Consider the following 26333-nt stretch of genomic DNA (forward strand, 5'->3'; position numbering starts at 1 on the left):
GGGCCCGGCCTGCCGACCTCCGGTGTCACAGTGGGCGCAGCGCACTCCGCCCACGGCCGCAAAGGATCGACTGTGTTCCAGGACCGCACCGCACCCGCCGACGGCTTCACTCTCAAAGGCGTTCTCTTCATCGTCGACCGCATCACCCAGTGCCTCGAGAAGGCTGCGAAGGCGCTTCGCGGGATGATCAGAGCGCAGAAGGACGCCGAACTCGCCTACACGCGGCTCCGTGAAGCCGGCAGCGCGGTGGCGCAGTTGTTCCGGGGCTTCAGCTCGCGCACTAACCGCGTCAGTACCTGAAGCTCCCGCGGCCGAGGCGAGCACGGTGAGCGGCCGATGAGCGCCCCCGCCCCTGTCGCAGCCCGCCCGGCCCGGCGCCGGGAGGTGGTGCTGCGGATCGTCCTGCCGGGCATTCCGGCCTGCACCGCGGTACTGGGCACCAGCAGCGTCGGCGCGGCCCTGGTCCACGGCACCGTCCCGGCAGCATCTCCGCTCGTGTGGCCGCTCGTGGTCCTCTCCCTAGGCACGATGGCGTACGACGTCGCGCTCTGTGCCCTGAGCCGCCGCAAACGGCTGACCACGCTGCAGCACGGCAACAAGGTCCCTCCCGGGCCGCGGGTGCGCCAGGCCCACCCCGCGCCTGGCGCACCCTGAGCCTGGCGCTCGCAGCGCTGGGCCTGGGCCACGTTGTACTCGGCCAGCTCCTGCTTGTGCTGAGCCTGTGCGCCCGCCGCCTCGACTTCGGCGAGGCGCGCCCACGCCGTCTGTTCCCGGGCGGCGCTCTGGCTCAGGGCCCGGGGCTGCGCTGGTGGCACTCCCGGCTGCGGGCGCCAGCCGGGAAGGACGCCGGCGGGCAGGGGCCTTAGTCACCGCCCTGCTCGGGACAGTCACTCAGTGGTTCTTCAACGGCCGTCGCACGAGTCGTCGCCCACAGGCATCGGCTTGGTGTCGGCCGCCAGGCAGGAGGAGTACACCCGCGGCGGAGTGGGCTGCGGCTGTGGTTCCGTCGCGCCGCTCACGGCGATGATCGCCCCGGCACCGGCGCAGACCAGCCCCGCTATCGCGGCGAGCCCTGTACGGCGGCTCACCGGTCGCCGCTGAAGTGGTCGCGAATTTCATCGCTGCAGTCGTCCGCGCCGACCCGGGTTCGCGTGAAGGCCAGCACGCCGTCGCCAATGCCTTCCCTCTTGGCCTTGGCCAGCTGCGTCTCGATGTCCGCGATGTACTTGGCGCACTCGGCGCTGACGGGCTTCTCGGGCTGCGGGTCAGGCGCCGGAAAGGCGTTCAGTGCGGCGGTGGCAGCGATACCGGCCACGCACAGCACCTCCCACGCGGCAACCCACGTGCGGCGGCTCGTCCGTAACGGCTTGGGCATGTAGGCATCCTACGAGCGTCACGCCGGGCCTCTTCCAGATCCCTGGAGCCGAGAGCGGCGCAGCGCTTCATGGAAACGTGGACCCGCATCCTTCGGGAGCAGACCGCGGGAGCGGGTGGATGAGAGCGGTGAGGAACCGTAGAGGCTGTGGCTGCGATCCCCTATCTCTGGGGGTTGGGGCGCTCGTCCCGGTGCTGCTGTGGCCAGCCGCCTCAAGCCTTTTCGGTGCACCCGCTCTCAAGGGCTGACCAGCTGAACGTGGCATACATGAGCGCTGAGTTCATCGGCTGCGCTGCCAGCGCCGCCGCCCTTCTTCCGGTCGGTCCCGGCGGCGCTCTCAAAGATCTTGGGGTGTGCGGTAGCCGATCTGGTTTGCCCCGCTCGATGGCGGTTCGGCAGCCGAGCCGGTGCGAAGGGGCCGGGCTCTGGAGGCACGGCCGCTCGCCGGGGGTCAGCGGGCCTGGGCGCGGGCGTTGTAATGCTCCTGCAGCCTGCGGAGCATGATGCGGCAGTACTCGGCCAGTGGCCGGTGCTGTTCCTCGTCGATGACCAGAGCGACGGTGTGGACGCCGTCGGCCCCGGGGATGGCGGCGCGGGGCTGGGAGGCGCGCAGGTTGGGCCAGTAGCGGCCGTGTGCGAAGCCGGAGGCCGCCCGCCAAGCGGCGCCCACCTTGACCGCGGTGAGCCCTGCTGTGGGGGCGGCGGTGAGCAGGATTTGGTGGGTCCTGGGTGCGGTGAGCGGGGCCAGGGCGAGGTGGTCGGCGATGGCGCGGATCTCGGCCCGGTTGACGGCCCCGCTGACACCGCCGAGGCCATCGCCGGCCGCGAAGGCCTGGATCTCGCCGCCGACCTCGCCGCAGTACGCCGACGCACGGCCCGCTCCGCCGCACCACGGCTGCGCGCGGAGCGCGCGGCCCGACGCGGTGGGGACCGGCGCTCGCTGGAGTGTGACCGGCCGCCCCCGCCGCCCGGCGGCGTGCTCTGTTTCCGGCCGATGCTGCCGCCGCCGGGCACCGCCAGGACGATCTGCGGCTGATCTACGCTTCACGGGCCGTCGAGAAGGGCGCCAGCCTCGCAGACCTCGGGCGCGCCTGGCACGTGTCGCGGCAAGGCGCCCGGCATCGCTGGAGCGTTCTCAAGCGCCGGATCCGCCCGGACATCCCCCGGCAGCGTCCCGACCCGCACTTCCTCAACGGCATGGGCTGAGCTGGACGGTCCGGGTGGAGGCGTGGCGGCACAACCGCAGGGGGTGCCTTGTCAGACAGCGGCGGCCAGCGTCTGCTGGACCAGCAGAGCAAGATGCTGGGGATGAGGGCACGTCTCTGTCATGGACAGTTCCTTCCCTGCGAGAGGGCGGCCGCTGGGTGTGACGTCGGCCAGGGGCATGAAGTACCAGGTGCCATCCGAACGGTGGAAGTCCCACACGATGCCGTCGCGGTCGGTCAGCTCGATGCGGCAGCCACAGCCGTCTTCGTAGTCCCGGGCTGCGGAGACCGCCTCGGCGGGCGGTCGACAGCCGGGGATGAGTTTGGCGCTGTCACCCAGCAGGCCTGCCAGCTGGACGAATGTCTCGTGGGTGCTGACGGGCAACGGCCGGGTGTAGGGGGTCGTGGCCAGGATGTCCACCGCCTCGTCACAGTCCCGCGGGTCCATGGCGCCGAGGACGGCCTGGCCTGCCGCGCCGAGGACGGATTGGGCGGTGCACAGGCGCTTGGCTTCCTCTGTCCCGTCATAGTCGGGGACGGTGATCTCCCCGCGCTCGGCCATGACGTCCAGGCACCCGTCCAGCTTCTCCAGCGCTGCACCCGCCGCGGCGATCTGGGCGAACAGGGCGGAGGCCGTCACGGCGGCCTGTTGCGGCGTATACAGGGCCCATTCGTCCTCCAAGGCGGCGGCGAGGCCTTCGGCCGCTTCGGCTCCCACGACCGCCAGAGCGATGGTCTGCCCCGGATCGTCGGGTCCGGGCTCGGTGATCAGGCGTAGTCCGTCGCACACGTCGTCGATCAGGCCTCGGTCGTCCGGCTCCTGGTAGCTCCGCCACAACGGTTCCTGTTGCGGTGCCGGCTGTGTCACGTCGCCACCCGCCCTTCTGTCTTCGGCCATTGCTGTCACCCTCTTCAACGAGTCGGGGCGGGCTGGGTGACCACCCGGACCTGCTGCCTGGCCGCACCGCTTTGGACAGCCTGGCGGGAGGGGGAACAGTCAGGTGCCCGTCCGCTGCTCGCCCGGGGGGGGGCAACGGCCGCATGCCTACAGGGTGCTGGGAGGCTGCTTCGGCTCGAAGACGTTCTGCGGGGTGCTCGGCTGGGGGGGCGGACGCCTGGCTCAGGACCTGAGCCGGGTCGCGGGGTATCCGGTCGGTTTCCCCGCGGACCTGAACGGGGACGTCGCGGCGTTCGGCGACGAGGCGGTCCTAGAGGGGGGTCTGCTGGAACACGGTGGGGCGCTTTCCTTTCAGCGGGCGGTACGCCGGACCGGCGCAGCATTACGGGCCACAGACACGCCCCGCTGGCAGCGGGCGTTCAGGCCAGGACGGCGGGGACGGCGGCCTCGGTTGTCCAGTCGCCGTCGAAGAGCGTGGCGACCAGGTGTGCGTGAGCCTCGGGGAGCTGGCCGTCGCGGTGCTTGGTGCGGGCTTTGGCGAGCCAGGCTCCGATCTTGACGGTGTCGCCGTCGACGCGGATGGTCTCGCGGGCTGCGGGGGCGCGGCCTTCGCGGTGGAGGAAGAGTTCCAGGAGCTGGACGGTCTGTTCGAAGGTGCGGCGGGTGCGGCGGGCCGGGGTCAGGGGGTTGGTGTCAGGGATGAGGCCGAGGACGGTCATCAGGTGCTGCTGGCCGGGGTGGAGGGCGGGCCAGGTGGTCAGTTGGCGGTGGAGCCAGGAGCCGATCTTCACCCCTGCCAGGAGGGTGTCGCGGGTGAGGGCGGCGGGGTCGGCGCCGGTGGCGAGGTGGGTGCGCAGCAGGTGGTACTTGCGGTGCCAGTCCGCGCCGTGGGGTAGGCGCCAGTCGGGGGCGAGGGCGGTGAGGGCGTCGGCGCGGGCGGCATCGAGGGTGTTCTTGGTGGCGTGGTGGCGTTGTTCGGCGAGCCAGGCGCCGACGGGGGTGGTGGCGGGGGCGGCGAGGTGGCCGTGGGTGCGCAGGTAGTCGGCGGCGGCGGCGAGGCGGGCGCGCCAGGCGGCTTCGTGCTTGTCCCAGATCATGCCGAGCGCGTCCAGTTCGGCAATCCAGTCGGGCTCGAGGCGGCCGGCGGTGCGGGCGTCGCGCATGGTGGTGATGAAGGTGCCGAGCCGGTAGCCGGTGGGGTCGGTGTGGTCGGCGGGCACGTCGAGGTGGCCGTACTGGTCGCGGTAGGCCTGGGCGGCGGCAAGGCCGAGACGGCGGGAGCGGGAGACGGCCGGGTCGCGGGGGTCGAAGGCGGCCAGGTCCATGGCGCGGGCGATGCGTTCGGGGTGGACGGTGAAGTCGAAGTGCCAGCGGCGTTCGATGACGTCGCTGGTCTCCTTCGGCAGCCGGTTGGCCTTGTCGGGCAGGCGCTCCAGGATGCGGTGGTCGTGGCTGGCCAGCGCCGAGGCGATCGCCCACACCGGCTCGTAGGCGGTGCCCAGGATGTCCTCGCTGTCGGCGCCGGGCGGGATGTAGACAGGGACGATCAGGCTCGCGGTCTTGCCGGAGATGTCCAGGCGCAGGGCGCGGCCGAGGGCCTGGACGCAGCGGATGACGCTGCGGGTGGGGTCGGCGAAGACGACCGCGTCGACGCTGGGGATGTCGACGCCCTCGGCGATCAGGCGCGAGTTGGCCAGGATCGCGCAGTCGGCGGCGCGGAAGTCGTCGAAGATGGCGGCGCGCTGGGCGGGGGTGTGCTCGCCGTGGGCGAAGAACAGCTGCGGGGCGCGGTCGGGGCACAGGCCGGGGTCCGTGCGGCGCAGCAGGCGCAGTGTGTGGGGTAGTTCGCGGGCGAAGCGGTGGGCGTCGGAGACGAGGTTGAAGTAGACCAGCACTTTCTTCAGGCGGTGCTCGGTCATGGCGCGCAGGACCGCGAGGTGCAGGGCGGTGGTGCGCAGGGCACTGTCGCTGTCATCGGCCGCGTCGGGGCGGGGCGTGCCGGGGGCGGGCAGGTTCAGGCGGCGGCGCAGGTCGGCGTCGGTGAGGGTGGGCACCACGATGCGGTAGTCAGCTGCGCGGCCGTCGGCGACCGCGGTCGCCAGGGGGTACTCGAAGACCTTTTTGCCGTAGACCTGCTCGTTGTCCATGGAGTTGGCGAACGCGTCCACGTCCGCGGCCGCTCCCGTGGCGCGGCGCCGTCGGCGGGTGGTGTCGGCGGACTCGGCCAGCTCGGGCGCGGCGAAGATGCGCGGGGTGGCGGTCATGTAGAGGCGGCGGTCCGCGCGGATCCGCTGCGCGTCGTTGGCGATCGCCCACTTCTTGTCGGCCCGGCCGGCGATGCGGTGTGCTTCGTCCATGACCGCCAGGTCGAACGGCGGGACCGCGAACCGGGTGTTCTGAGTCTGCTCGATCTTGTCCAGGGAGTCGTAGGTGCAGATCACCGTCAACGCGGGGATCTGGTCGGGCCCCTCCCCCACCACCGACATCAGCCCGCCCAGTGCATGCGGGTCGGTGGTGGACATGACGCGGGCGGCTACCAGGTCGTCGCGGCCGGCCGTGTCCATCGAGGAGACGATCACCATGTGCTCCAGGTGATTGTCGCGGCGCCAGGCCAGTGCCGTCTGCGCCGCGAGGTCCAAGGTGGGCACCACGAACAGCACCAGACGCGCGCCGAGGCCGTCCGCGACCCGGATCGACACCAGCGTCTTGCCGGTGCCCGTCGCCGACACGAACAGCCCGCGCGTCCCTGGGCGGTGAAGATGCCGCACGATCCGCTTGACGGCTTCGGCCTGATCGGGAAAGAGGTCCGCCCGGGGGCGGCCGGGCCTGGGCAGGTCGACCAGGGTCATGGACTTCTTCCTCGATCCGAAGCAGGCGGCATCCGAGCGGCGCGCGGGAGCGGTGAGGCAGCGCAGGCTCCCATTTCGCGCGGGCACCCTATCACTCCCAGCACCGCTAGTACGGTAATTGTACGGAATACGTACGCTGTTTGTACGCGATGTGTGCGTTTCAAGTGTAGGGTGGGAGCCATGTCCGAGCTGTTCGATGCGGTCGACGCGCTGATCGCGTCCCGGTCCCCGCTGCCGCCCCCGGCGGAGCGCAAGCGGCTGCGCCAGGCCCGCGCCCTCACCCTGGATGAGGTCGCCGCTGCCCTGGATGTGCGGCGGGCGACCGTCGGGGGCTGGGAGTCGGGCAGGACCGAGCCGCGGCCGCCGGAACGGGAGGCGTACGCGCGCCTGCTGAAGCAGCTCGCACGGCTCTACCCCCCGCCCGAAGCCGGCCCCGCTGCCGAGGGCGCCGCCTCGGAGGCCACCGGCAGCGCGGCCGCCGCGGCGCCGCAGACGTTCACCGTGGCAGCGCCCGTGCAGACGCCGGCCCCGGACACAGCACCGCAACCTGCGGCCACGGCCGAGGCAGGAGCGTCCCGGTCTGCTCCCTTGGCGGCTGCCCCCGCACCGGGAGCCGCGCGGCCTCGGTCCCGTGCCGCCCGGCCGCCGCAGACCTCCGGCCGCATCGACGCGGGAAAGGCCGCCGCAGGCGCCTCCGCCTCCGCCGGCGTGTACGCGCATGGTCCCCTGCTGGTCATCGACGCCGACGACGACCGGAACGTCACCGGCTACGGGATCGGCGGCCTGATCCTGGACGTGCCCGCCAAGTCGCTGCCTTCCCTCCTCGAGTGGGCCCTGGCCGAAGGACAGCTCGGGGCGGAGAGGCTGCACGGCTCGGGGAAGGACGCCGATCCGCTGCTCGTGCTCACCGAGGCAGCGTGCGAGCGCTATGGCCTGCCCGCCGCACTGTCGCAGTCCGAGCGGAGCACCGGGCGGCTCGGGGACGGACACAAGGCCCTCAAGCAGCTGGAGCGCGCCGACTGGCAGCTCACCCAGCGGGGACTGGGGCCGTGGGCCCGGATCTACCGCCCTGCACAGGGCAGCCGCCGCCGGTGCGTGCAGCTGTGCATCCCGTCCTGGCACGCCCTCGACGACCGTGCCTGGGGCCACGCCGCCCGGCTCGGCCCGGCGGAACTGGCCCGTGTGCTCGGCATCTACGCGACCCGGGTCACGACGCCGGTCGGCTCCACCGCCGTCACCGGCCTGCACCTGATGACCGCTCTCAACCCGCCTACCCGCGCCGGCGCGCCGGACGAGGCGGGCAAGCGGCACTCCGAGCACCGGCCCGGCTCCCTGGGCACGGAGCCGATCGACCCGGCCCCCTGCGAGGCACCCGACGGACACCCCGTCCTCGCCGACCTGCCCCGCTTCCATGTGCGCGGGCCCGGCGAGCGGTTGTTCGAGGAGGCCTACGACTGGGCGCGGGATCTGACCGACGCGGAGTGCATGCGCCGCTATCTGGTCGGCCTTGACGTGAACCTGGCCTTCGGCGCGGCCGCCAACGGCGCGGTCGTCGGCCTCGCCTCACCGCCCGTGCATGTCTCCGACCCCATCTTCGACGCGGCGGTGCCGGGCTCCTGGCTGGTCGACCTGTCCCACGTCGACCTGTCCCGGGTGAAGGTCGCCAAGCAGTGGCACCGGCTCGACGCCGGCCTGCTGCCCAGCCCGTTCACACCGACCGGCGAGCGCCCGACGGGCCCGGCCTGGTACGCCACCCCGACGGTCGCCTACGCCGTCGAACTCGGCTACGACGTCGCCCCGCTCGAAGCATGGGTCCGCCCCGAGAGCGGCCGCTACCTGGACAGCTGGTACAAGCGGCTGCGCAACGCCTACGTCGACACCATGGCCGACCTCGGCGTGGGCGAGAAACTCGGCCCGGCCGAGTTCCTGGCGGCGATGGACGGCTACAGGGCCCGCGACCCGGAGATGGCCCTCGTCGTGGACGCCATCAAGATGACCGTCAAGGGCGGCATCGGCAAGGTGCGGGAAAAGGCGCGCGGCGGCGGGTGGAAGCCGGGACAGCCCTGGCCCGCGCTCGCCCGCCCGACGTGGCGCCCCGACATCCGTGCCACCGTCATCTCCCGGGCTCGGATCAACATGCACCGCAAGATGCTGCACCTGGCGGTGGCCACCGGCCGGTACCCGGTCGCGGTCCTGTCCGACTGCGCCGTCTATGCCGCAGACGGCCCCAGCCCCCTCGACGTACTGCCCTACGGCGCCGACGGCACAACCGTGCCCGGCTCGTTCCGCCTGGGGGTGTCACCGGGGATGGTCAAGCACGAGGGCACCCAGAGCGTGCTGTGGGGCGCCAACGTCCTCGAACAGCTCGATGCAGACGGCCACGTCGCCAACCTCGCCCGCTACATCAAGACCGGCGAGCACGCCGCCAAGGACACCGGAGAGCAGGAGAGTCACGCCGATGGTCACGGTCGGGGAAGAACTCGACAAGGCGGTACAAGGGGCGTTCACCCGTCCCATCCCCAAGTCCGCCGGGGCGCAGATGCGTTACCTGGTCCGCCAGCACCAGGGCAGCACCCGGCGCGTGGCCGAACTGCTGGGCATCAGCCAGCGCACCGTCGAACGGTACGTGAAGAACCAGATCAAAACCCCCCGGCCGCAGCTCGCCGACCGGCTGGAACGTGAGGTCCGCGCGCGCTGGCAGCCCCAGGTCAGAGCCAGGGCGAAGCAGGCCGCGGCCACCACCGGCGGCATCATGATCGATGTCCGTGCCCGGTTCGGCTACACCGCCGCTCCCGGCAGCACCGACGACGCCCGCGCGCGTCACCTGACCCTCGCGCTGCCGCCCCGCCACGCCGCACGCCTCTTCCAGGCCCAGGAGGCTGGCCTCACCGAGGACCGGCTGCGCCAGGTCGCGGCCGAGGCCCTGGGCGAGGTGTACTTCCGCGACAACGGCCGCCGCGCCCACGGCCTCGAAGTGGAACTCACCGACCTGATCGCCCTCGAGTTCGAGCTGTAACCCGTTCAGGGGCGCCGGGACAGGAGACCAGGAACAGATGCCGGGGAGAGATGTGGCAGCAGGGGTGTTACGGACCGTGCCGCTGGCACGGGGAGCTGACCGCATCACTGATCAACCGGGCCGCGGACCGCTACGGTCTGCCTGCCGCCGGCGTGCTGCGGCTGTGGACATGCCGCAACTCCCCCGCCCGCCACGACAGCGGCGGCATACGGGCCGACGCGGAAATCGTCCTCAACGAAGCCGGGCGGGAAGTGCTCGCCGAACTGTGCGGGGTCCAACCGGCGGTGCTGGCGCGCGCTCTGCCCGCCTTCACCGTGGACGACCCCAAGATCAGCACCGGCCGGGAGGCCGCCGCAGCGCAGGCAAGGTGGCGGGCGGCGAGCGCTGTGGCGGGGCCGGCCGCGTTCGCCTGCCGGCTGTGCACCGCGCGGCGCACAGGAGAGGCCGCACGGGCGGTGCGGTACCTGCCGCGCTGGCAGCGGGTCTGTCTGCGGCACGGGCGCTGGCTGCTGGACGCGGACGCCGACCAGCCGCTGGAACACCTCAGCCTGCACGGTGTCCCGGAGGTGGCTGGCGCGCAGCGGCGGTGGGCGGGGGTGGCACGCCGTGCGGTGCGGGCCGCGGCGGAGCCCTGTCAGGTGTTCGCCCTGGCGCACGCGGTCGTGGCCCGCTGGTGGGACGAGGCCCTGTACTGGGAGCAGGAGGAGATCTGGCCGCAGCGTCTGCACCGGGTGGCAGGCGGCAACGCGGGGACGGATTTTGAGCGGTGGCGGATCGTGGGCCGGGACGCGGTTGTCTTCCCGGAGGTGGTGGCTGTGGCCGACGCGCTGCTGGACCCGGCCATGGCCGAGCTGGTGTGGAGGGACAGTGGTGCCGGACGGCCGCGGCCGCTGCCCGCCGACGGGGCGTTCTGCCGCCGGCTGGGCGAGCGGGTGGGACGCAACTGGCTGGGGCCGCTGTGCGCGGTGGACTACGGCGGGCCTCTACTCGCCTGGATGGGCGCTGTCATCCGCCAGCGGCGCGGTGAAGGCGGGCCCCCCGGGTGGAGGGACGATCCGTGGCGGCTGCAGCGTGAACTGCAGCCCGCCACGATGGCCGGCCGGCTGCGTGTCATGGCGACCGAGGCACAGGCGGGCGGCTCGGGCACCTCATGGCGGGCCACCGTGTCCGCCGAACACCGCTTCCACATCACCCATTTGGTCAAGGAGGCCGGCGAGCAGCTGCTGGAGCTGCGCGGCATGCACAGCGGCACCACCGCCGATGTGGCCCGCACCCTGCTGAAGCACCTCAGTGAGAGTGCCGCCCTGATCGAGAAGGCCCTCGTGCACACCGCCACCGTGGCCGTCGCCGCCGGGGTGGCGCTGGATGAGGTCGCCGGGTGGGCCCGCCTGCCCGCCCAGGAACTGGCAGAAATCATGGCCTCAGACCTGGATGACGGCTGACACGGCCCGGCGGCCAGCAGGCCGGGGCTGTGCCGCCAGTCCGCCTCGGGCATCCGGCCGCTGTCGCGCATCCAGGGCCGGTGAGGAGCGATGCACGTTTCCAGAAGATGGCCGCCGTCCGGCCACTACGCTGGTGCGGAGCCGTCGCAGGCGACGGCCGAGGACAGGCGCCGAGGGAGCAGGTTGAGTACTCATCCGGGTCCGGCGGCAGCGGGGGCAGACCTTGCCCGGCTGGCGCTCGACTTCCACCACACCCACCATCTGCTGGACCCTGCCGCGCAGGGGGTGCAGACCTGGGAGGTGCGCATCACCGCGGCCGGCACACCGGTGGGAAGCCTGACGGCCGTGCGCGGCCTGTACTGGAAGCCCGACAATCTGCGCGAGCGGATGGTCGACGAGCAGTCCTTCCCGGCTCTGGTGGCCGCCCAGCTTCTGGACGAGGAAGGCCGGTTCACCTACGAGTTCGAGGAGTTCATCGAGTCGGCCTCCAGCGTCCTCGTCCTTGACCGGCTGCAGATGGACGAGGCCTTCGCCGATCCCCTGGTCGTCGCGGGGGTGGTGGCCGCCGTCATCGACCGGCTGACGGACAACTACTTCGCCGTGGTCCTGCCCGCCAAGAACGCCTGCACGGATGCGGGTTCCGCCCTGCTCGCCGAGGCCGGCACGCTGCTGAGCGCCCAGGAGTTCTCCGACGAGCTGCAGATCATCGACAACGCTCTGGCCGCTCCCGAAGAGGCCGCGCAGCGCGTGCGGATGCGTCTGCGTTCCCTCGCCCGCCACGGCCAGCCGGCGGCGTGGGACGAGGGTGACGAGGAGGGTGACGGCTGGGACGAGGATGGCGAGGAGGACGAGGAGCTCACCGCGCGAACCGCTGCGGTACTGCGGGCGGCGCTCGAGGAGCTGTCCGAGCAGATCTGGCAGGATGTCGCCGCCGTGGGTGATGCGCCGCTTGGGCGCGGTCAGGGCGGTGTCCTGGGCTCGCTGCCGCCGATCACCTTTGGCCAGGACCGGCAGTGGCGGCGGCAGATGGCCCGCTGTTTCGACGACCTGGCCGCCGAGCTCGCCGGGACGGGCACCGTCCGTCCGGGCTGCACCGGCGAGGAGATGGCCCTGCACCTGGGCATCGACCGGGCCAAGTCGCTGACGCGGAACCGGCCGCGCATGGTCGCGGAAACAGTGGAGGGGCTGGGTGAGGACCGCCGCGACTTCGACTGGGACTGGTGCTCGACCGTGCTGTTCGAGGATCACGACGTACTGATGCTGTTCGACGCCTCTCTGGACGGGATCGAGGACAGGGGCAACGAGATCAACCAGGCCCTCGGACTTGCCAACCTGGCCGCCGCGGACTGGTTCAAGCCCTTCCGCCCCCGCCAGGCCCGCGACCCCGACCGCGGCTTCCGCCACTCCTGACCCCGGCCGCCGCCAGGCCCCGGGCTGCAGAGGGCCCGTATGAAGGCCACGGGCTGAGCCTTTCCTCGGCCGGGCCCTGTCCGGCTCAGTAAGAGAGGGCCCGGGGCGGCTACGCTCGGACTGCTGATGCGACAGGGCGGGAAGTGGGGGGGGCAGTGGCCAAACGCGATGTGTGGGTACGCGTTCGGAACGACCTCGTGCGCGGCGACACCGTCGTGGGCGTCAGCGTGAGTGATCCGCCCTACGACTACGAGACGTTCAAGATCATGCTGAAGGTCACGGGACACGGCGACCCTCTGTGGCTCGACTCCGGCATCTACGACGACGGCCAAGGTGCTGGGCGCGAGCGGGTCGACGCGCTCGCTGACTCCTTCGTCGATACGCTCGCACGCGGTGCGGCAATGCCGTCCGGCGCCCTGATCCGGTTCGGTTCCGACGAGGACGACCCGGGATGGGCGCTGTCGTCTCTGGGGTAGCGGCGACCGGGCGGGCCCGGGCCACTGCCCGCCCGCCGCGACACGGCGGGCGGCCGGGCGGGAAAGTGCAGAAACCTGCACTGACACTGGCACGCCAAGGCGGCATCCTGGCCCCGCGCAGGGCAACCGGCCTTTTTGGCACGGCAGTTGCGGTTACCGGCTGGTTCTCCTGCGGGGTGTGTCCGGTATGACGTTGTGTGGAGTACGTGATCATCGACAGCAGCCAGGACGGCTTACCTGCCGTCGCGGGCAGGGCGTGCCGGGTGCCGGAACCGGGTGTAGTGGAAGCCGAGTTCGCCGGGGCTGACGGCTCACTCGTGCAACGCCGCTGGGTCGAGGCCGCCGTGGCCGTTCGGTTCGAGCAGCTCCAGCCGGTGGCGGCCTTCCCCATGGTGCCCGGGCGCAGGTGGGGGCCGGGCTGGTGGTGGTCGGCCACCACGGCCGGGCATGTGATGCACGGGTCGCAGGCGATGTGCACGCAGCTGATGCTGCTGGACCGTGACCCGCAGGTGGTGGGCCTGTCGGCGCGGCCGGTCCGGTTGATCTGGCGCGATCCCGGCAGCGGGCGGGTCCTGACGTGGGTGCCGCAGGTGTTCGCCCGCTACGCCGACGGGGGCGCTCTGCTGGCCGACTGTCCCGCGAGCGAGGAGCCCGCCGGGGACCGTGCCGCGCGGGCGGCCGTGGCGCTGGCCGCGGCGTGTGCGGCGGTGGGGTTCACCTACCGGCGCCTGATGCCGCCGGAGCGGGTGCTCGGGGCGAATGTGCGGTGGCTGGCCGGCTACCGCCATCCCCGCTACCGCGATGCGGGCGGGCTGGAGCAGGCGGTGCTGGAGGCGTTCGCCGCCCCGCGGCCGCTGATGGCCGGGGCCGCCGCGGCGGCCGGTGACGTCCTGAGCGCGCTGCCGGTGCTCTACCACGCGCTGTGGAGCGGGCGGCTGTCCGCGGACCTGTCCCGGCCGCTGGGCGAGCACACCGTCGTCCGGCCTGGCGCGGCGGCGGCAGGCGTTGAGCGGGAGCAGCAGGCACGTTGAGCAGGCAGGTGATGGCCGTCCCTGACGGGCGGCGTGTTGAGGTGGGCGCGCGGGTCGAGTTCCAGGCGCGCACCTGGCAGGTGACCGGCCTGGTCGAGGGGCGGGTGCACCTGGCTGCCGACGACGGGGCCACCGGGTGTGTGCTGGCCGCCCTGCTGGTGGCCGCCGACGACTTCGCCGTCGTCGGCCGACGCGCCGATGAGCTTCCTGCGGCCGAGGTGTGGCAGGCGCTGCCGCTGGCCGCCCGTGAGCGGGCGCTGGCCTGGCTGCGGCACATCCGCGAGATCGAGACCGGTCTGCCCGGCGGAGCGGGCAGCGGCGGCGAGCCGAGGCCTGCCTACGATCCGCAGCGCTTCACCCTCGCCGAGCGCGAGCACGCCAAGGCCGCCGAGCTGGCCGGGCTGGGCTGGACGAAGGTCGGCCGGGCCACGGTGCAGCGGCGGCGCATCGCCTACCACAAGCAGGGGTTGATGGGGCTGGTCGACCAGCGGACGGTGCGCCCCCGGTCGGCGACCGGCCGCGCCGACGAGCGGGTGGTTGCGGCGGTGCTGGAGGCGCTGCGGGACCTGCGTGGCCGCAAGGCGACCACCGTGAAGCAGGTGATCGAGCGGGCGGAGCAGATGGTGGGCACCAGGTATGGGCCGGGGCGGGTGAAGATGCCGTCGGCGGCGTCGATGTACCGGCTGGTGAAGGCGCTGTCTGATCCGGCCGAGCCGCTGGGCAGCCCGGCGCGCACCGCCACCGGCCCGCGGCGAATCGGCGGCCCGCCGTCTGCGTTGCGGCCTGCGGAGCGGGTTCATGTCGCCACCGCCCGCCTGGGGTCGCCGGTGGCGGGCGAGGACGGGCGTCTGGTTGCGGTGTCGGTGACGGCCGCGGTGGATGAGGCCACCGGCTGCGTGCTGGCCGCCGTGCTGCACCCGCAGGATTCCGCTGCCGAATTGCCGGTGCTGCTGGCTGAGATGGCGGTGCCGCGGCCGCTGCGCGCGGGCTGGCCGGGGCTGCTGCGCCGTGCGCACGAGGACTGGCCGCGGCGGCTGATGCCGCTTCAGGCCCGTCTCGAGACGACGGCGGCCCGGCCGGCGGCCGTACCGCAGACGCTGGTCCTGGATGCCGCAGGGCCTGCTGTCACGTCGTGGTTTCTCACCGTGTGCGAGGGCCTCGGCGTCAGTGTGGAATCCGCCCGTGGACGGGTGCACGGCGCGCAGGATGCCTGCGGGCACACGCTCGGCGTGCTCGCCGGAGCCTTCACCCGGTACGCGGCCGGTCTGGCCGACGCCGCGCGGCCTGTCGCCGGGCACGGGGAGGACGACGCGGGAGCGGCAGGAGGCTGGTTCAGCCTGCCGCACCTGCAGGACCTGCTGGACGAGTGGATCACAGCGACGTGGCACACGCGCCCCCAGGAGGCTTTGCGGCATCCCCTGCTGCCCAGGGCGGCCCTGACGCCCGATGAGATGTGGCGGGTGCTGCTCGGTGCGAGCGGGGCGGTGCCGCTGCCGCTGAACGGGCACCACTTCGCCGAGCTGCTGCCGGTGTGCCGCAAGGCGGTCACCGACGCCGGGGTGCGCCTGGGGCGGCGCCGGTATGACGATGAGTGCCTGAACGAGCACCGCGGACGGTCCTGCCCCACCACCAACGACGGCCGGTGGGAAGTGCACCACCACCCCTACGACGTACGGCAGGTCTACATCCGGCTGCCCGACGGCCTTCTGCACCCCCTGCCCTGGACCGACCAGGCACATGCGCAGCGGCCCTTCGACGCCACCGTGCACCACCGGATCACACAGGTCCTCGCCGGCCGCACGAGCGGCGGGACATTCTCCGGACCGGACCCAGGCACTGGAGCGCGGGCACAAGCCGGCAGGCCGACGAGTCAGGTAGCCAACGCGATGGCTGTGCCTGAACCGGGCGGCGGCCCGGCTGCCGACGGCACCGCCGGTGGCGGGCAGGAGTTCGGGTTGTGGGACGCGCAGACGGAGGCCGGGCAGTGGTGAGCGCGCACGGCGGCCGCCCGGTGGCCGCTGCCCGGCACCGGCAGGTGAGCCTGGGGGCGTATGTGACGTTCGAGGGCCGCGCCTGGCAGGTGGCCGCCGTGGCCGGTGCGTCGGTGCGCCTGGTCGACGAGGACGGGCAGACCGCCTCGGTGCTGGCCTCGTTCCTGTTCGCCGACCCCACGTTCGCGGTGGTGGACTCCCCCGCGCCCGGGGTGGTGCCGTGGGGGCTCATGGAGTCGGTGCCCGCGCGGGAGCGGGAGCGGGCTCTGGCCTGGCAGCGCCACATCCGCGAGATCGAGACCGGGCTGCCCGGCGGCCCGGCAAGCAGCGGGATGCCCCGGCCCGAATACGACCCCGAGCGGAAGTCGATGGCCGAGCGGGAGCAGGCCAAGGCCGACGAACTCGCACAGCTGGGCTGGCCGCAGGTCAGCCGGGCCACCGTGCGCCGCATGCGTGCCCGCTACCACGCGGGCGGCCTCATGGGGCTGATCCCGCAGCGCAAGCCGTCGCGTGCGACGGGCCGGGCCGATGAGCGGGTGGTGACCGCCGTGCTGGAGGCGCTGCGCCGCCAGCGCGGCCGCTCCAAGGGCACCCTGAAGGGGCTGCGACAGCTGGCCGGGCAGATCCTCGCCGACACCCACGGGCCAGGGGTGGTGAAAGTGCCGCCGCCGTCGACGTTCAACCGGCTGGTGCGGGTACTGGCCGATCCGCTGGAGCATCCCGGCCGCCCCGCCCGCACCGCCACCACCACGCCGGTGCGGCCGTTCACGCCGACGGTGGCGCTGCGACCGGGCGAACTGGTGCAGGTCGACACCACCCTCCTGGATGTGATGGCCGTGGGCGAGGACGGCCGCCCGGTGCGCCCGGAGCTGACCATCGCCCTGGACGTGGCGACGCGGTCGGTGGTGGCGGCCGTGCTGCGCGAGGAGAGCACGAAGGCGGTGGACGCGGCCCTGCTGCTGGCGGAGATGGCCGTGCCCCACCCGGCGCGGCCCGGCTGGCCCGAACATCCGCGCCTGGCCCATGCGGCCGTCCCCTACGACCGGCTGCTCGCCCTCGATGCGCGACTGGAGCAGGCGGCGGCGCGGCCGGTGGTGGTGCCCGTGACGATCGTCATCGACCGCGGGCGGGTGTTCGTCTCCGCAGCGTTCCTAGCCGCCTGCGAGACCCTGGGCGTCAGTGTGCAGCCCGCCCCGCCGCGCTCGCCGGCCGCCAAGGGCGCCGTCGAGCGGACGTTCGGCAGCATCAACACCCTCTTCGCGCAGCACGTCGCCGGTTACACCGGCTCCCACGTCCTCGAGCGCGGTCACGCGGTGCAGGACGAGGCGCACTTCACCGTGGCTCAGCTGCAGGAGCTGCTGGATGAATGGGTCACCGCGTGCTGGCAGCACCGCCCCCACGACGGGCTGCGCCACCCGGTCCTGCCCAAGAAGGCGCTGGCCCCGAACGAGATGTGGAGCGCGCTGCTGGGCACCTGCGGGTACGTGCCGCTGCCGCTGACCGGGACCGACTACACGGAACTGCTGCCCGTGCGCTTCCACCCCGTCACCGGCCGCGGCATCCGTATCAACTACCGCACCTACGACCACGCCGTCCTCAACGAGCACCGCGGCCGGCCCTGCCCCACCCATCCCGGCGGCAAGTGGGAGGTCCACCTCAACCCGCACGACGTGCGGCAGGTCTACATCCGCCTGCCCGACGGACGCCTGCACGAGATCCCGTGGATCCACCGCGACCACGTCCACGCCCCGATGAGCGAGACCGCCTGGCGCCACATCCGCGACACCCTCCACCAGCGCGCAGACCGCGAGCGGCACGAGGCCGACCTGGCCGAAGCAGCCGACCAGGTCCTGCGCCGGGCCCGCCCCCTGCCCGGCACCGGCACACCCTCCGCAGCGGCGGGCCACGCGGCGGCGACAAGCACGGTGCAGACGGCAGATGACGACCTACGGGCCGAGGACAGTCCCGACGCCCTCGAAACCCACTCCCTTGACGCTGACGGGCACCTCGCCGAAGGCGAGGAGCTCTCTGCGCCTGCGGGCCGCTACGCGCTGTATGACGCCTTTGAGGAGGCCGAGCACTGGTGACCACCAGCCCCCACACCACACCCGCCGCCGAGGACGCCTCCCCCGGGACAGTCACCACCTTCGATGCGTTCGCCCGGTTCGCCCACGCCGCCCCGCCCGCTCCCCCGCAGCCGGGCCAGCCGGCACGCTCGGTGGAGGAACGCCTGGCCTACCACTCGCAGTTCGTCACCGTGCGTACCCCGGCCATCGAGAGCCTCTCGCGCAACGTGCGCACGCTGATGATCCTCGGCCGCAGCCAGAGCGTCACCGCCCGCCCGTCCCTGATCGTCACCGGGCCGGCCACCACCGGCAAGACCACCGCGCTGCTCGAGGTCGGCCGGACCTGCCACCTGGCCCACACCCGCCGCGCCGCCCCGGGCGACACCAGCGTGCCCGTGGCGTATGTGCTGGTGCCGCCCGGCGCCACCGCCAAGACTCTGGCCTGCGAGTTCGCCCGCTATCTCGGTATCCCCGTCACCACCCGCATGACCACCGCGCAGATCACGACCGCCGTCTGCCACACCTACACCGCGGCCGGTGTCAAGCTCGTGCTGATCGACGAGATCCACCGGCTCAACCCCCGCACCTCCAACGGCGCGGAGGCCGCCGACTGGCTCAAGGACCTCACCGAGCGCGTCGGCGCCACGTTCGTGTACGCGGGCATCGACGTCACCGCCAGCACGGTTTTCAGCGGAGTCCGCGGCGCACAGCTGGCCGGACGCGCCTCACTCATCGACTGCGGGGCACTGCCCGCCCGCGCCGGATCACGCGAGCCGTTCCGGGAGCTCATCGCCGCGCTGGAAGCAGCCCTCGACCTCCGCTCCCACCGCACCGGCAGCCTGCCCAGGCTCGCCCCCTACCTGCACGAACGGACCGCCGGACGCATCGGCAGCCTGGCCCGCCTCATCCGCCAGGCGGCCATCGAAGCCCTCCTCGACGGCCAAGAACGCATCACCAAGACACTGCTGGACTCCATCGCGCTGGACCACCTCGCCGAGGAGCACTACCGGCCCCGAACCCCGACAAGCCGCCGCACCCGACCCAGCAGCCGGTGACCGCGCACGCCTGGAGCAGCCCGGTGGTGCGGGCACGCACGATGTGGCCGTCCCAGCCCGGCGCCCTGCGGACCAGGCCCCTGCCCCGCGAGTCAGCAGCCTCCTACCTCACCCGCCTCGCAGGCACCTACCAACTGACCGCCGCCCAGCTCCTGGACGGCCTGAACATCGCCACCACCGGTACCTTCGCGTCCCCGCCCGCCACCGACATCCACCTCAGCGCCGAAGCCGCTCACCGGCTGTCCGCCTTCACCCGCATCCCGCCCGCACACCTCACCCGCGCGCTGGCCCGTCAGCCCCCACCCGCCTCCATCGGCATGGCCCGCGCCGCCATCGCCCGCTGGCAGCCCGTCCCGCCCGCCGTGCAGCCGCTGCTGGCCTGCACCGCCTGCACCATCCGCCGCAGCCCGCACCAAGCCGCCCCAGCGTGGAGCCACCCAGCACCCAACTCGCCCCGGATCATGATCTGCACCCCCCACCAGCAGGCCTCCAGCGACGCCCGGCACCCCGCCCCGCTCGACATCCGCCCCGTCCCCGAGCTCACCCGGCCCCGCCCCACAGCCCGCCGCGCGACGACAGCCTCCCTGAGCTGGGCATCGACGATCACCACACGCTGGTACGACCACCAACAGCACCTGCACCAGCGGTGGCTCACACGCCTTGACCGCCTCACCGACGCCAATCCCCACATCCCCCCAGGCCCGGCCTCCCCAGCTCTGACCTGCCGGGACCTGATCACCTATCCCGAGACGCTCATCCTCGCCACGGCCCTTGACCGCCTGCCCCCGCACCCCCTGACCCGCGCGCAGCAGACCGCCTTCCTCCACAACCTCTCCGACCGCCTCCGGCTGCCCCGCCTCGCACCCGCCGACCACGACCTGCTCTGGCAACGCCTGCACGCCCGCTGAACAACCCGCTTCCACCAGCCGGGAACAGCCGCCAACTCCCCCTGCCTACAGGCGCGCCGACCACACTGCGCAAAAGCCGGCACGACGCTCAGCTCACTGCGCAGAGAAAACGCCCAGCTCAACCCACGCATCGCCCATCCCCAACGCCTCGGCCCGGCGCAAGCCTCCCCTGGGATCCAGACGTACCACTCAGTACAGCTGAGCAACAGCAGGTCACAACCAAGATCATTCAGCCTGCGCGACAGGTACGCCACATTCGCTGGAGAACGACCCGGTGCTCACCTCGCTGGGGGTGCGCACCACCACCAACGCAATCCAACTGGCGCTGTGGGCCGGGTCCGGTCCGGTGGTCGTGCTCGCCACGTACGCCTCTCTCGTGGACCGCGAGGACATTGACGCGGCGGGCCGGCGCGTGCACCGCGCGTTCCTCGCCAGCTGTCGTGTGCTCGGGGAAGGCGTCGACATCACCGGTGAGCGGGGGGTCGAGGCCGTGTGCTTCGCCGACACCCGCACCTCTCAGGTCGAGATCGTGCAGAACATCGGCCGGGCGCTGCGGCCCAATCTCGACGGCACGACCAAGGTCGCCCGCATCATCGTGCCCGTCTTCCTCCAGCCCGGCGAAGAGCCGACCGACATGGTCGCCAGCGCCTCCTATGCCCCGCTCGTGGCCGTGCTCCAGGGCCTGCGCTCCCACTCCGAGCACCTCGTGGAGCAACTCGCCAACAGGGCCCTGAGTAGCGGCAAGCGGAAGGTCCACGTCCAACGGGACGAAGAAGGCCACATCGTCGCCACCACCGGCCAAGAAGGGCAGGAGACGCAGAACGGTGACATGGTGGAGTCCGACCTGCTGCAGTTCTCCAGCCCTCGTGACCCCGCCACCATCGCCGCGTTCCTGCGCACCCGCGTCTACCGGCCGGAATCCCTGGTCTGGCTGCAGGGCTACCAGGCCCTCCTGCGCTGGCGAGCCGAGCACGGCATCACTGGCCTGCACGCCGTCCCCTATGAGGAGCAGACGACGGTGGGCGTGACGAAAGATTTTCCCCTGGGCAGGTGGGTGCACCAGCAGCGGAAAGCCCTGCGGGCCGGAGAGCTGGAACCTCGGCGTAAGGAACTCCTCGAGGCGCCGGAAGCCGGGATGGTCTGGGAACCAGGCGAAGAAGCCTGGGAGAAGAAGCTGGCGGTCCTGCGCTCGTACCACCGTGCGCACGGGCACATGGCCCCGAGGCAGGACGCCCTGTGGGACGACCCCGCCGACGGCAAGCCCGTCCCCATCGGTCAGCTACTAGCGAATCTCCGTCGCAGGGACGGCCTCGGCAAGAACCCCGAACGCGTACAGACACGGGCCGCACAACTCACCGAGATCGACCCCGACTGGAACTGCCCCTGGCCCCTGGACTGGCAACGCTACTACCGCATCCTCGCCCACCTCGCGGAGGACGAGCCCAGCGGGGTACTGCCCGACATCCAGCCCGGCGTGACGTTCGACGGCGACGACCTCGGACGATGGCTGCAACGGCAGAAACAGCCGGGCACCTGGGCGCAGCTGTCCGACGAGCAGCAGCAGCGGCTGTCCAAGCTGGGCGTGAAGCCCGCTGAGCGGCCCACTCCGGCGCCGGTGGCCCAGAGGGCTGGGAAGGCGTCCGCAGCCTTCCAGCGCGGTTTGGCGGCCCTCACCCAGTGGATCCAGCGCGAGGGCGTTCAAAAGCCAGTGCCGAGGGGACACGTCGAATGCGTTGTCATCGACGGCCAGGAGCACCAGCACAAGCTCGGCGTATGGCTATCGAATACCAAGACCCGCCGTGACAAACTCAGCCACGACCAACGCACCGCACTCGCCGCACTCGGCATCGAATGGGCGTAGCCGCAGATTCTGTGGGGTGCTGAAGCGTGGCGTGTCCCGCGGGGCGCCTGGACACGCCCTACAACAGACGTACGCATCGGTGAATGTGGGTCAGGAGCGCCGGTCGGGCTCGAGGGCCGGGCGGTTGGGCAGCCGGGGCGGCCTCCGACATCGCATACGGCGACCATGCCGGCGAGATCGGCCTCGGGCAGCAGCACCTCACCCTCGCCCCGCGGCCGGAGGCAGGGCGTCCGTTCGCGGCCACCGTCGCATACCGGTACCCCACCAACATCCTCCGGCAAGATCTGCCTCGCGAACCCTCCGGTCTCCGCCAGACGGTACGGAAGCGCCATGGCAGGTCGGCGGCGCCGTCAGCCTCGTATCGTCCCGGGCTCGCTGCGCGAGTACGCCAGGGCCTCCCCGCCGACAGGGGAGTATCCCGTACACGGCCGTGTGGTCACGGACGGCCGGTGACTGGCTCGCGCCGTACCCACGACGAAGGCCCGGACCGTCACAGATGACGGCCGGGGCCCTGTCGCCGACTAGCCGAGGCTGGCGCCGAACTCCCCGTTCTCGGCTTCTTCCGCGGTGAGCTGCACCGTGCCCCGGTGCGAGACTTCGACTTTGTAGAAACGCTCGCCTCTCGGTACGTCGGGGACTGCGACGGCGAAGTCGCACGAGTTGTAGCCGGTCTTCTCGCTGTCACCGAGCTGCCCGGTGGCGATGACGTCCCCCTTCGCCCCATACACGGTGACGGACGTGCCTTCGCTGATGTCGTCGTAGCCACCGGTGCCACTGCAGGTGTCGCCAAGGGTGAGGGCGTCCTCGGTGAGGGAGAACGTTCCCGTCAGCGTGAACGTCCCCGGTTCGTCAGAGCTCTTGGCGGTGATGGCCCAGATGCCGCCCATCAGGCCGGCGCCGACGGCGAGGCCGAGGAGCCCGGCGGCGAGCGGGCTGAGTCTGCCCTTCGCCGCCGCGGGCGGGATGGGCGGCTGCTGCGGGACGCCCGGGGTGGGCGGGGCCGCGGGCTGCGGCGGGGTGATGGGCTGCGGCGGGGTGGTGGGCTGCTCGGGCAGGTTGGTCATGGTCCCCCCAGGGATGAGATGGGGCGGCAGGCTACCGTCAGATGATGTCGGACAAGCCGGGTCCGTTGAAGGTTCACCAATTCGAGACCAGGCACAGAGCCCGGTCCTCCCCAGCAACGTGGAGGTGCTCCGGCGCGGCAGACGCAGGACTCACCCGGGTCCGCATCCTGCCAGCCGACGCAGGAATATTCCGCGGCCCGGCTCGACGTACTTCGACGCTCCCGCGTCCTCCCCAGCGACGTGGAGGTGCTCCGCCGATCGAGACCGAGGGCATGCTGCCCCCGTTATCCCTTTCGCGGCCCTGCAAAGGGGGCCGCTGGCCTCCGAGCCCGGCACGGCTGTTGCCCCCTGCCGATGGGACCACCCGGGGTGGTGCCACCGAATCCTAGGAATGCCGCCCTACCCACCAGCACGAATTCGGTCTTCCACTAGGTGTTCATCCGCCTCGGAGCTCTCCCGGCGGGTAACCGACACCAGCTCCTTCAAGGGATACCCGGCGCTCAATCACCAACGGTTTCGCCCGGGCCGGTCCCCTGTTCCACCAGGAACTTGCTCACCTCGTCGACGAGGGAGCCCGTGGCACGGCCAGTCTCCTCTTCCCCTGGGGATGCCTAACTCGCCCAGCGGGTCCGCTCCATGGCCGGGCGGCTTCTCAAGCAGCAGGCATCGCGTGCCTCGCCCCCGCATCCGCAGCGCCCGTCCCGGACTGCCGCCGCCTAAGCATGAGCAGATGTCGGCAGAGCACCGAGCCAGTAGTCCTGTCACCCTGCCGCTGCGAGAACGCCGTGCCGACTGCCAATCGGGCAGGGTGCGCGGCGGCGGACAGGGGCGCACATCCCGGGTGAGGGGCATCGGGCGCGACTCGCGTGCAGGGCGGCACCGCCGCAGCCCGCAGCGTCGCAGGTGGCTGTACCGCGCCCCCAGACGTCCGAGCAAGGGCTTCCGGGACCAGGCCGCCGCGGACGGGGCTTGCCTTGAACCGTCTACGGAAGTCGTAGCGTTCGTGCGGAAATGTTTCAGCGCTCCAGGGAGTGGCCGGCGAGGCCGGCGGCGCACTCGACGAGGCGTGGTACTCGCCGGGGAACGGGATGCAGTTCCTCGAGCACCAGGGACATGGCGCAGGGCGGCCTGCCGCTACCTCCGCGGGATGCCTCTTCGTTCACCCATCGTGCGGCATCTACAAGGTTGAGTGCCGTACCTGCGGGCTCGCACGAGAAAACCTTCCACTCCTCCAAGACTCGCGGCCCGTCCGGGCCGTCCGGACTCAGGTGTCCGCCACCGTCGTGGAGTGGGCAGTGCTGGTGATGGATGTCCAGCGGCGGGCGGCACCTCTTGAGGTAGGCCGCGAGCGGGTCACTGCCGTCGGCACGGGGGACGGCGCGGGAGAGCTGGTTCGGCGATCCGGGCAGGGAATGCTTGCCCATGGTCTCGACGGTCAGGGGGCCTTACCGGGACAACGACCAGGCGCAACGTTACGGCCGTGACTTCGCCCACCACCTGGACCAGGCAAGGAACGCGACCCGCTGATGCAGTCCCCGAAACCCTCGCACCCCGGCGACCGGCAGAGAATCGGCCACTGCCGTCACCCGGTGGACGACCACCCACACCACCCCGACGACGACCGCCGCCTGCTCCGCGTGATCCTCGCCATTCCGGTAGTGCTGTTGACCCTGGCGGCGGCGTTCTTCCTCAGGCCGGCCATCAACACCCGGCCCGGACGGCGACCGGGACCCGGCCGCGTACGGCGGGATCCAGCTGGCCAGTGCCTCGGCCGTCGCTTCGGCAGGCGCGGTGGGAGCACTTTGGCTGGCACCCACGGTGCAGCAGGTGACGCGATGACCACGGGCAGCCCCGGCTGTGACCCTGGCAGTGACGGCAGCAGTCCGATGGGAGCCCAACAGAGCATAAGATCTCCGATCTTCGCGTGAGGTGATCTTGCGTACATCGCAGCCTGTGGCAGATGCCTGCTTCGCGGTGTTCATTGCTGGTTGGCATGATGGTCCCGTGGCAGAGCCGACCTTTCGATACCATCCGGATCCGCTGGCTACCGGGTCCGCGGTGCGCACCGACCATGTCTGCAGTGTCTGTGGCGTGCATCGACAGATTCGCTATCGAGGCCCCATCTACGGTCGCCAACCTGATTCCCTTTGCCTTCACTGCATCCACTCCGGGGCAGCGTCAAGTGCCCTGAGCGTCTCAGCCGGAGGCGATGAGGACTTCGACATGCTTGCGGTGTTCAGCGATGCCGTTGACGTACCCGACGGCGTTCCTCTGCCGGTCGTCGAAGAGATCACCCGACGCACTCCCGGCTTTGCCGGTTGGCAGCAGGGGTCCTGGCTGTACCACTGCGACGACGGCGCGGCCTTTCTCGGGCCTGCCGGTTATCACGAGCTCGAGGCCTACCCGGAGGCTCTAGCCATGCTCCGTATAGATCATCAGCGTTACGGCTGGGCGCCGTCAGAAACCGAACATTTCCTGCGGGCCCTGGACCGGGCTGGAGAGCCGACCGCCTACCTGTTCCGCTGCTTGCACTGCGGCACAGGCCTGGCATCCTGGGACGTCGGCTGAGCTTCCACGAAGCTCTTTGGTCCGCTCGGTACGCGGCGCGGGGGTGACCCGGCCCCGGCCGCCCGCTGGTCCTTTCGAAGAACCGGCAACCCGCCACCCGCTACGACGTCGGACGCATCCTCGCCACCGGCGAGGCATACAGCCGGCCCGCTCATCACAAGACAGGCACCAAACCAAACTCCGTCGCGGCAGTTGATCCTCCACTCAAGCTCACCACTACGAACCAGACGATGTTGGATAGCGGCATGGTGAGACGCAAGAAGGAGAAGAAGAACCGGCCCTCCTGGGGCATTCCGCAGGGGATCGTCCTGCTGGCAACGCCGGAGGGCTGGCGCACCAGCGTCCTCACCATGGAAGGCGGAATGCTCTGTCGACGCCTGGACGTGCCGAACCACACCGACCCAGAAGACGCGCAAGCCGCAGCGGCAGCGATGGTCGCAGAACTCGCCCGGGACTTCCACGGCACCAACGTTGAGGTGAACTGGGAGCCGACCCAGGAACCCTGGTCATGGACCGCCCAAGTCACCCTTGCCGCCGGAAGCGAACCGGCTTCGCTGAACGCCTAGGTCAAGCGTCAAGTTGAGTGTGTGTTTGTGAACTCGGGGCACACCGGCTGGAGCACCAGCAACCTCGGTCACACCGAAGACGCGCGCCGTCGGCATTGCGAGAGACACCGACCGATGCGGCGGCCTTCGCGCGGAGGTTCCAGAACTGGCGGGCTTCCGTGAGTCAGCCTGGTCCCGCACGGAGATGGAGCGCAGCCAGGCGCTGCAGACGCCAGCGCATCTGCTGGGCGTCTTCAAGTCGAACGACTCGCCCATGCCCTCGCCCTCGTCCCTTCGGTCCAGGCGTGAGCGTCGGTGTAGTCCTTCCGTGCCTCCCAAAAGGCGTCCGAGTCATGTCAGTCGCTCGTGCGCCCTAGGCAGTGTCTTTCCGATCATCTGATCGTTGGACTGATCGTGAGGGATGGGGAGATATCTGACGCCGTCTGGGCGGTGATCGAGCCGTTGCTGCCGCCGGCGGGGCGTGCTCGGGGCAGGTGGCGGGATCACCGTCAGGTGCTGGAGGGCATCGTGTTCAAGTTCCGTACCGGTGTGCCCTGGAGGGATCTGCCGGAG

Annotated in this window: 20 protein-coding genes and 2 pseudogenes; 16 read left to right on the top strand and 6 right to left on the bottom strand. The window is 71.6% G+C overall.

Going from position 1 to position 26333, the window contains the following annotated elements; all coding sequences use genetic code 11:
* The first annotated feature begins 72 nt into the window (after positions 1-72).
* Both AMK31_RS38150 and AMK31_RS38155 read left to right on the top strand, forming a co-directional pair.
* On the top strand, positions 73-300 hold the full coding sequence (locus AMK31_RS38150; protein WP_073945358.1) for a hypothetical protein: 228 nt from the start codon (positions 73-75) through the stop codon (positions 298-300).
* A gap of 36 nt (positions 301-336) precedes the next feature.
* Entirely contained in the window at positions 337-654 is a 318-nt protein-coding gene (locus tag AMK31_RS38155) for a hypothetical protein (protein ID WP_073945359.1), read from the top strand.
* A 248-nt stretch (positions 655-902) separates the two neighbouring features.
* Here the strand turns inward: AMK31_RS38155 and AMK31_RS38160 are convergent, their stop codons facing one another.
* From AMK31_RS38160 to AMK31_RS38180, 5 genes are all read right to left on the bottom strand, one after another.
* A complete protein-coding gene (locus tag AMK31_RS38160) occupies positions 903-1088 on the bottom strand; it encodes a hypothetical protein (protein WP_073945360.1) in 186 nt (61 codons plus the stop codon).
* Positions 1085-1375: a hypothetical protein gene (locus AMK31_RS38165; RefSeq protein WP_073945361.1), complete on the bottom strand. Its 291-nt coding sequence runs from the start codon at positions 1373-1375 to the stop codon at positions 1085-1087. Before AMK31_RS38165 ends, AMK31_RS38160 begins: the two co-directional genes overlap by 4 nt.
* Positions 1376-1826: 451 nt before the next feature.
* The gene (locus tag AMK31_RS38170; RefSeq protein WP_073945362.1) at positions 1827-2423 is read right to left on the bottom strand and encodes a hypothetical protein; all 597 of its coding nucleotides are present in this window, start codon (positions 2421-2423) and stop codon (positions 1827-1829) included.
* Between the two features lie 209 nt (positions 2424-2632).
* The gene (locus tag AMK31_RS38175; RefSeq protein ID WP_143204314.1) at positions 2633-3478 is read right to left on the bottom strand and encodes a hypothetical protein; all 846 of its coding nucleotides are present in this window, start codon (positions 3476-3478) and stop codon (positions 2633-2635) included.
* Positions 3479-3897: 419 nt separating this feature from the next.
* Positions 3898-6327, bottom strand: a complete 2430-nt coding sequence (locus AMK31_RS38180) for a DEAD/DEAH box helicase (protein ID WP_073945364.1) — start codon at positions 6325-6327, stop codon at positions 3898-3900.
* A 180-nt stretch (positions 6328-6507) separates the two neighbouring features.
* Here AMK31_RS38180 and tap point away from each other — a divergent pair.
* The 11 genes and pseudogenes from tap to AMK31_RS38235 all read left to right on the top strand — a co-directional run.
* Positions 6508-8769 (top strand): annotated as a pseudogene (gene tap / locus AMK31_RS38185) (telomere-associated protein Tap); the annotation flags it as partial.
* 16 nt (positions 8770-8785) lie between these two features.
* The gene (tpg, locus tag AMK31_RS38190; RefSeq protein ID WP_073945373.1) at positions 8786-9343 is read left to right on the top strand and encodes a telomere-protecting terminal protein Tpg; all 558 of its coding nucleotides are present in this window, start codon (positions 8786-8788) and stop codon (positions 9341-9343) included.
* Between the two features lie 50 nt (positions 9344-9393).
* The gene (locus AMK31_RS38195) at positions 9394-10785 is read left to right on the top strand and encodes a DNA-binding protein (RefSeq protein WP_198948672.1); all 1392 of its coding nucleotides are present in this window, start codon (positions 9394-9396) and stop codon (positions 10783-10785) included.
* Positions 10786-10968: 183 nt separating this feature from the next.
* Positions 10969-12195 (top strand): hypothetical protein, encoded by a 1227-nt coding sequence (locus tag AMK31_RS38200; RefSeq protein ID WP_073945365.1) that lies wholly within the window; start codon positions 10969-10971, stop codon positions 12193-12195.
* Positions 12196-12350: 155 nt separating this feature from the next.
* A complete protein-coding gene (locus AMK31_RS38205) occupies positions 12351-12671 on the top strand; it encodes a hypothetical protein (RefSeq protein WP_206745516.1) in 321 nt (106 codons plus the stop codon).
* 206 nt (positions 12672-12877) lie between these two features.
* Positions 12878-13702, top strand: coding sequence for a TnsA-like heteromeric transposase endonuclease subunit (locus AMK31_RS38210; RefSeq protein WP_241842872.1), 825 nt, complete (start codon positions 12878-12880; stop codon positions 13700-13702).
* An 11-nt stretch (positions 13703-13713) separates the two neighbouring features.
* Positions 13714-15693, top strand: coding sequence for a transposase (locus tag AMK31_RS38215; protein WP_143204315.1), 1980 nt, complete (start codon positions 13714-13716; stop codon positions 15691-15693).
* Complete coding sequence (locus AMK31_RS38220; RefSeq protein ID WP_073945369.1) at positions 15687-17780, top strand: DDE-type integrase/transposase/recombinase; 2094 nt, start codon at positions 15687-15689, stop codon at positions 17778-17780. Before AMK31_RS38215 ends, AMK31_RS38220 begins: the two co-directional genes overlap by 7 nt.
* The gene (locus AMK31_RS38225) at positions 17774-18814 is read left to right on the top strand and encodes a TniB family NTP-binding protein (protein WP_073945370.1); all 1041 of its coding nucleotides are present in this window, start codon (positions 17774-17776) and stop codon (positions 18812-18814) included. The genes AMK31_RS38220 and AMK31_RS38225 overlap by 7 nt, the downstream gene beginning before the upstream one ends.
* The gene (locus tag AMK31_RS38230) at positions 18811-19722 is read left to right on the top strand and encodes a TniQ family protein (RefSeq protein ID WP_241842873.1); all 912 of its coding nucleotides are present in this window, start codon (positions 18811-18813) and stop codon (positions 19720-19722) included. The genes AMK31_RS38225 and AMK31_RS38230 overlap by 4 nt, the downstream gene beginning before the upstream one ends.
* A 391-nt stretch (positions 19723-20113) precedes the next feature.
* A pseudogene (locus tag AMK31_RS38235) lies at positions 20114-21583 on the top strand (Helicase associated domain protein); the annotation flags it as partial.
* 521 nt (positions 21584-22104) lie between these two features.
* Here AMK31_RS38235 and AMK31_RS38240 read toward each other — a convergent pair.
* On the bottom strand, positions 22105-22647 hold the full coding sequence (locus tag AMK31_RS38240; RefSeq protein WP_241842874.1) for a hypothetical protein: 543 nt from the start codon (positions 22645-22647) through the stop codon (positions 22105-22107).
* 2004 nt (positions 22648-24651) lie between these two features.
* On the opposite strand from AMK31_RS38240, the gene AMK31_RS38250 reads away from it, so the two are divergent.
* From AMK31_RS38250 to AMK31_RS41230, 3 genes are all read left to right on the top strand, one after another.
* Complete coding sequence (locus AMK31_RS38250; protein ID WP_073945371.1) at positions 24652-25215, top strand: CbrC family protein; 564 nt, start codon at positions 24652-24654, stop codon at positions 25213-25215.
* Positions 25216-25460: 245 nt separating this feature from the next.
* Positions 25461-25781: a hypothetical protein gene (locus AMK31_RS38255; RefSeq protein WP_143204316.1), complete on the top strand. Its 321-nt coding sequence runs from the start codon at positions 25461-25463 to the stop codon at positions 25779-25781.
* A 393-nt stretch (positions 25782-26174) separates the two neighbouring features.
* Positions 26175-26333, top strand: a 159-nt coding sequence (locus AMK31_RS41230; RefSeq protein ID WP_143204317.1) for a transposase, incomplete at its 3' end; no start/stop codon positions are given.

Origin of the sequence: Streptomyces sp. TSRI0107, from assembly GCF_001905845.1 — a bacterium.
GTDB lineage: Bacteria > Actinomycetota > Actinomycetes > Streptomycetales > Streptomycetaceae > Streptomyces.